The sequence below is a fragment of the Bradyrhizobium sp. genome (assembly GCF_016462955.1).
Classification (GTDB): domain Bacteria; phylum Pseudomonadota; class Alphaproteobacteria; order Rhizobiales; family Xanthobacteraceae; genus Bradyrhizobium.
Window position 1 is genome coordinate 1 of the sequence record NZ_JAEMSD010000427.1, and the last position, 6,018, is coordinate 6,018.

Annotated in this window: 5 protein-coding genes and 1 pseudogene; 3 read left to right on the plus strand and 3 right to left on the minus strand. The window is 65.5% G+C overall.

The features are described 5' to 3' along the window. A pseudogene (locus JHD07_RS30580) lies at window positions 1–654 on the plus strand (FAD-binding oxidoreductase); the annotation flags it as partial. Next, window positions 651–1,079 (plus strand): heme-binding protein, encoded by a 429-nt coding sequence (locus JHD07_RS30585; protein ID WP_291628895.1) that lies wholly within the window; start codon window positions 651–653, stop codon window positions 1,077–1,079. The pseudogene JHD07_RS30580 and the gene JHD07_RS30585, both read left to right, overlap by 4 nt. Window positions 1,080–1,246: 167 nt before the next feature. Here JHD07_RS30585 and JHD07_RS30590 read toward each other — a convergent pair whose 3' ends face one another. The 3 genes from JHD07_RS30590 to JHD07_RS30600 form a co-directional block, all read right to left on the minus strand. Then, window positions 1,247–2,029, minus strand: a complete 783-nt coding sequence (locus JHD07_RS30590; protein WP_291628898.1) for an enoyl-CoA hydratase/isomerase family protein — start codon at window positions 2,027–2,029, stop codon at window positions 1,247–1,249. 135 nt (window positions 2,030–2,164) lie between these two features. Then, window positions 2,165–4,255, minus strand: a complete 2,091-nt coding sequence (locus tag JHD07_RS30595) for a molybdopterin oxidoreductase family protein (protein WP_291628899.1) — start codon at window positions 4,253–4,255, stop codon at window positions 2,165–2,167. A gap of 170 nt (window positions 4,256–4,425) precedes the next feature. Further along, complete coding sequence (locus JHD07_RS30600; RefSeq protein ID WP_291628901.1) at window positions 4,426–5,232, minus strand: SDR family oxidoreductase; 807 nt, start codon at window positions 5,230–5,232, stop codon at window positions 4,426–4,428. Between the two features lie 202 nt (window positions 5,233–5,434). Between JHD07_RS30600 and JHD07_RS30605 the strand changes: the two genes are divergently transcribed. Continuing rightward, a partial coding sequence (locus tag JHD07_RS30605) for a cyclase family protein (RefSeq protein ID WP_291628903.1) occupies window positions 5,435–6,018 on the plus strand: 584 nt, incomplete at its 3' end.

The following is a 6,018-nucleotide window of genomic DNA, read 5'->3' on the forward strand; positions in this document are numbered from 1 at the left end:
CGCCCGCTCTGCTGCGGCCGCACTTTCCTGTCCGCGGGTCTCGTCGATGAAGCGAGGTCCGAGCTCGACCGTCTCGTCGCCGCCTTCGCGCCCTTCGCCGCGCGCGGCGTGCCGATCGTCGGCCTCGAGCCGAGCTGCCTGCTGACGCTGCGCGACGAGCTGGCTTCGCTGCGCAAGGACAACGACGCCAAGGCCATCAGCGCTCATGCTCTCACCTTCGAGGAATTCCTGGTGCGCGAGGCCGAGGCCGGCCGGCTGCAACTGCCGCTCGGCGCCGTCGCGGACAAAGCGATCGTGCACGGCCACTGCCATCAAAAATCGTTCGGTGCCTTCAAGCCGGTCGAGCAGGTGCTGCGGCTCGTCCCGGGCCTCAAGGTCGAGACCATCGAGTCGAGCTGCTGCGGCATGGCCGGCGCGTTCGGCTATGGCGCGGACACATACGATGCCTCGATCGAAATGGCCGAGCTGTCGCTGCTGCCGGCCGTGCGGCGCGCGGACAAGAATACTTTGGTCGTCGCCGACGGCACCTCATGCCGGCACCAGATTCACGACGGCGCGCAGCGCGAAGCGCTGCACGTCGCACGCGTGCTGGCGATGAGCCTCGATCGCGCCGACATCAACTCCACTCCCCGTGCAAAGGAAGCCAGCCAATGACTGACCTCACCCTCGATACCGCCCGCAAGATCCTCGATGCCGCCTTTGCAAAGGCTGGCGAGCTCAAGCTGAAGCCGCTGGTGGTCACCATCCTGGACGCGCGCGGCGTGCTCAAGCTCGCAGCCGCGCAGGACGGCACAAGCCTGATGCGCGCCGAGATCGCGCACGGCAAGGCCTATGGCGCGCTCGCCATGGGCATGGGCTCGCGCGCCCTGTTCCAGCGCGCGCAGGAGCAGGCCTATTTCATCGATGCCGTGAACACGATTGCCAAGGGCGCGCTGGTGCCGGTGCCCGGCGGCGTGCTGATCCTGGACGGCGCGACGCTGCTCGGCGCGGTCGGCGTCTCAGGCGATACGTCTGACAATGACGAGGCCTGTGCGGTGGCCGGCATTCAGGCCGCGGGACTGAAGGCGAACGCGGGATGAGATCGTCGTTCCGAGGCGCGCCAACTTGGCGCGAGCCCGGAATCCATTTCTCCGTATTGCCTGTTGCACGATGGATTCCGGGCTCGCGCTACGCACGCCCCGGAATGACGGCGGAGGATGCGGCACGCGCGGCGGCCGCGTCCGGGACACGCGAGCGGTGCCCTCTTCTACCTCCCCGTCCAGACCGGCTTGCGCTTCTCGCTGAACGCCTTCAGGCCTTCCTTGGCGTCCTCGGTCATGGCGAGCAGTGCGATCTGGCTTTCGGTGTAGGCGATGCTCTCGTCGAACGACATCGCTGAGATGGCGCGCATGGCGTATTTGCCGCGGCGGATCGCGGTCGGGGACTTGTCGACGATGCGGCCGATCAGCCAGTCGACCTTGGCATCGAGCTCGGCGGCGGGCACGACGTGGTTGAGGAGGCCCGCGGCCAGCGCGGCCCTGGCGTCGAACGGTTCGCCCGTGAGCGCCCATTCGTTGACGAGGCGCGCCGGTGCGATGCGCTGGAGCAGGCTCAGCACCTGCATCGGGAACACGCCGACCTTGACCTCCGGCAGGCCGAAGATGACGTTGTCGGCGGCAATCGCCATGTCGGTCATGCACAACAGGCCCATGCCGCCGGCCATGCAGACCCCGCCGACGCGCGCAATCGCCGGCTTGGTGGCGTTCTGCGACAGGCGCAGCAGGTCGGCATAATCGACGTTCGGCCTGGAATGATCCATCGCGAAGGCCGCGCCGGAATTCTGCAGGTCCGCGCCCGCGCAGAATGCCTTGTCGCCCGCGCCCGTCAGCACGATGACGCGAACGTCCTTGTCGTCATGAGCCTCGCGATAGCCCTTGGTGATGCCGGCGATGACGTCGCCATTCAGCGCGTTGCGCTTCTCCGGCCGGTTGATGGTGATCCAGAATGCCTGCCCGCGCTTCTCGGTGATGATTGCTGTGGTGTCGCTCATGGCACGCTCGCTTCCTTGGCTCCGTTTGCGGCCATTTGCGGCAGCTCGGGCAGGAGGTGCAAGGGCAATTTGCAGAGAGGCTCCCGCTTTAGCGCCTCGACGCAATTTGCAGCGCGATCGAAGCGTCAGCGCGCCTCAAACCGCGGCTGCTTTGCTGATCCAGACCTTGTTGTCGTGGAAGGCCGCGCCGCCGATCGGCGCAACGGTGTCCGCGCCCGTCAGCATGTTGATGCCACGGCCGCCGACATGGTTCTTGTTGGGGTGAACGGATTCGGCGATGAGCACACCGCGCCGTACCCCATCGAACAGCGTCGCGATCAACGTCGTCTCGCCGCGACCGTTGCCGAGCGTCACGGCATCGCCATCGGCAATGTCGAGCGCTGCCGCATCGAGAGGATGGATCATCACGCTGGCCCTGCCCTCGCGCGCTTGCGAGGACGGCGTTTCGTTGAACGTGGTGTTGAGGAAGCTGCGCGAGGGGCTCGTCGCGAGCCGGAACGGATGGGCCTGGTCGATGTGCTCGATCACCGCCCAATGGTCCGGCAGAGCAGGCATCTTGTCGAAATCGCCCATGGTCTGGCCGAACGGCGGATGCGCCCAATCGGCCTTGAAATGGAACTTGCCGTCGGCATGGGCAAATCCGTCGAGATAATGCGAGGTGCGGAAATCCGGCTGCAGGTCGCGCCAGAGATCGGCTTCGAGGCCGGCGATGTCGCCGTGATTGCTCAGCCTCAAGGTCGCGTCGATCAATTCGCGGGGCGTCATCTCGAAGCCCGGATGCCTGGCGCCGAGCCGCGGCGCCAGCGCCTGCAACACCTCGTGGTTGGAGCGGCATTCGCCGGGCGGATCGATCAGCTTCGGCCCCACCGAGATGTGCTGGTGGCCGCCGCCGTAATAGAGATCGTCATGCTCCATGAACATGGTGGCCGGCAGCACGATGTCGGCCATCTGCGCCGTCTCGGTCATGAACTGCTCGTGCACCGCGACGAACAGGTCCTCGCGCGCAAAGCCCTGCCGGACCAGCGACTGCTCCGGCGCCACCGTCACGGGGTTGGTGTTCTGGATCAGCATCGCCTTGACCGGTCCCCTGCCCTGGAGGGCTTCGGCATCGCCGGTGAGGATGCGGCCGATCTGCGACTGGTCCAGCGCGCGCGTGGTCTTGTCGATCGCATCATGGCCTTCGATGATGGATTCGTTGAAGTGCCACAGCGCGAAATTGTTGAAGAAGGCGCCACCGCCTTCATACTGCCAGGCGCCGGTGACCGCGGGAATGCAATTGGCCGCGTGCATCTGCGTCGCGCCGTTGCGGCTGCGCGTAAAGCCGTAGCCAAAGCGGAAGAAGGTTCGCTTGGTCTCGCCGACCGCCTTGGCAAAGGCCTCGATCTCCCCCACCGGTACGCCGCAAATAGCGGACGCCCATTCCGGCGTGCGCGTCTCGAGATGTGCCTCGAGCTCGGCGGGGCAATCGGTGTATTTGTCCATATAAGCGCGATCGGCATAACCGTCGCGGAACAGCACGTGCATCACGCCGCACGCAAAGGCCCCATCGGTGCCCGGACGCAGGATGATCTTGATATCAGCCTGTTTCATGGTGTCGTTGTCGTAGATGTCGACCGCCGCGATCTTCGCGCCGCGCTCCTTGCGCGCGCGTGAGGCGTGGGTCATCACGTTGACCTGGGTGTTGACGGGGTTGGTGCCCCAGATCACGACGAGGTCGGACAGCGCCATCTCGCGCGGATCGACGCCGGCGATCTTGCCGGTGCCGATCGCAAAGCCGATGCGCGCGACATTGGCGCAGATGGTCTGATAGAAGCGCGAATATTTCTTCACGTGAGTGAGGCGGTTGAGGCCGTCGCGCATCACCAGGCCCATGGTGCCGGCGTAGTAGTACGGCCAGACCGATTCCGCGCCGAACTCGCGCTCGGCTTCGTTGAAGCGATGCGCGATCTCGTCCAGCGCTTCGTCCCAGGAGATCCGTGCGAACTGTCCGGAGCCCTTCGCCCCCGTTCGGCGCATCGGATACATCAGCCGCTCGGGGTGATGGATGCGCTCGGCGTAACGGGCGACCTTGGCGCAGACCACGCCGGCCGTATAGGTCTGCTTTTTCGAACCTCGGACGCGACCGATGCTGCGGCCTTCGATCACCTCGACATCGAGGGCGCAGGCCGAGGGGCAATCATGCGGACAGGTCGAATGGCGGATTTCGATCTTGGCGTGCTGGTTCATGGCGGGATTCGTAACACCAAAATACCAGCCAGCCGAGGGCATTTATCCGGCAACGCCCATGCGATTTGCTCAAATCGCGCGCGGCGCGGTTCCTGCTGCGGCCGCGAAGACGGCCCCGTCCGGCCAAACAGCGGCCGTGACGCGCCGGCGCAATGTCGAAACGGGCCGCGCTACTTGTGCAGTTGGGTGAGACCGGTCGGCGGGCCGTCGACGGCGGTCCAGCCGCCATCGACGAACAGCGTGCTGCCGCTGACATAGCTCGCCGCGTCCGATGCGAGATAGGCGACTGCGGTTGCAACCTCGTCGGCGCTGCTCCAGCGGTTGAACACGGTGTGCCCGGCGTAGAGATTGTAGATGTCGGGGCGCTGCTTGAACGGGCCGGTCAGTGCGGTCTCGGCGATGCTCGGCGCAATCGCGTTGACACGCACGCCAGCGTGGCCGACCTCGGAGGCAAAGCCCTTCACCAGGAGGCCGATCGCCGCCTTGGTCGAGCCGTAGACGCCGAGGCCGGGCTCGATGGTGACCGCGCGGACCGAGGAGCAGGCGATGATGCTGCCGCCCTTTTGCGCAACCATGATGCGGCCGAAGGCCTGGAAGAACCACACCGTGCCCTTGACGTTGAGATTGAGGACGCGGTCGAGATCCTCCTCGGTGTAGTCGAGAATGGTCTTGCGGATGTTGAGCCCCGGTGTCGTCACGGCGATGTCGAGCCGCGGAAACTTCTTCATCACGGTTTTCGCCAGCGCGTTGACGTCCGCAGCGCTCGCGGCGTCGCAGCCAGCTGCCTCCGCCCAGCCGCCCTTGTCGCGAATGCCGGAGGCGGTCGCCTCCGCCGCGTCTAGCGCACGATCGGCGCAGATCACGCGGGCGCCGAGATCTGCAAGCGCCTCGGCCGACGATCTGCCGATGCCGGAGGCGGCGCCGAGAACGACTGCGGTCTTGCCAGTGAGATCGAAGAGCTTGCGATAGTCAGTCACTGATTACTTCTCCGTGATGTTGTCCCCTTGTAGCCCATCAAGAGGCGTGGCAGCCACAGCGACGATGCGAGCTTATCGGCATCGATCGATGCAGGAGTTGCATCGATCGATCTGACGCACCATGAAGACGACGTGACTTGACGCCGCCGATGACGGCCCCGCAAGATGCCGGAAACGCCGGAACCAGGTCGAGGGAATGCCTATGCCGCGCAAGCTGATCGATATTTCGGTGCCGCTCAGGAACGATGTGACGGCCGATCCGCCAGGCAATCACCCGACCATCCAGTATATCGATCATCAGCAGGGCCTGCCGCGCATGCTGCAGTTCTTCGACGGCCTGAAGGCGGAAGACCTTCCGGACGGCCAGGGCTGGGCCGTCGAGCAGGTCTCATTGTCCACCCACAACGGCACCCATCTCGATGCGCCCTGGCACTTCCATCCGACCATGAACCGTGGCGAGCGGTCGTGGACGATCGACGAGGTGCCGCTGGACTGGTGCTTCCAGCCCGGCGTGAAGCTCGACTTCCGGCACCTGCCCGACGGCTATGTGGCGAGCGCCGCCGACGTCGAGAACGAGTTGAATCGCATTGGACACACGCTGTCGCCGCTGGAGATCGTGGTCGTCAACACCAGCGCCGGCGCAAAGTTCGGCATGACCGACTACGTCAACTCGGGCTGCGGCATGGGCTATGAAGCCACCATGTACCTGCTCGAACGCGGCGTGCGGCTGACCGGCACCGACGGCTGGAGCTGGGACGCGCCGTTCGTCTACACGGCCAGGAAATA

Bases quoted from the DNA above. Each gene is read 5' to 3' on its own strand.
- JHD07_RS30585 (WP_291628895.1), top strand. From the start codon at position 651: ATGACTGACCTCACCCTCGATACCGCCCGCAAGATCCTCGATGCCGCC.
- JHD07_RS30590 (WP_291628898.1), bottom strand. From the start codon at position 2,029: ATGAGCGACACCACAGCAATCATCACCGAGAAGCGCGGGCAGGCATTC.
- JHD07_RS30595 (WP_291628899.1), bottom strand. From the start codon at position 4,255: ATGAACCAGCACGCCAAGATCGAAATCCGCCATTCGACCTGTCCGCAT.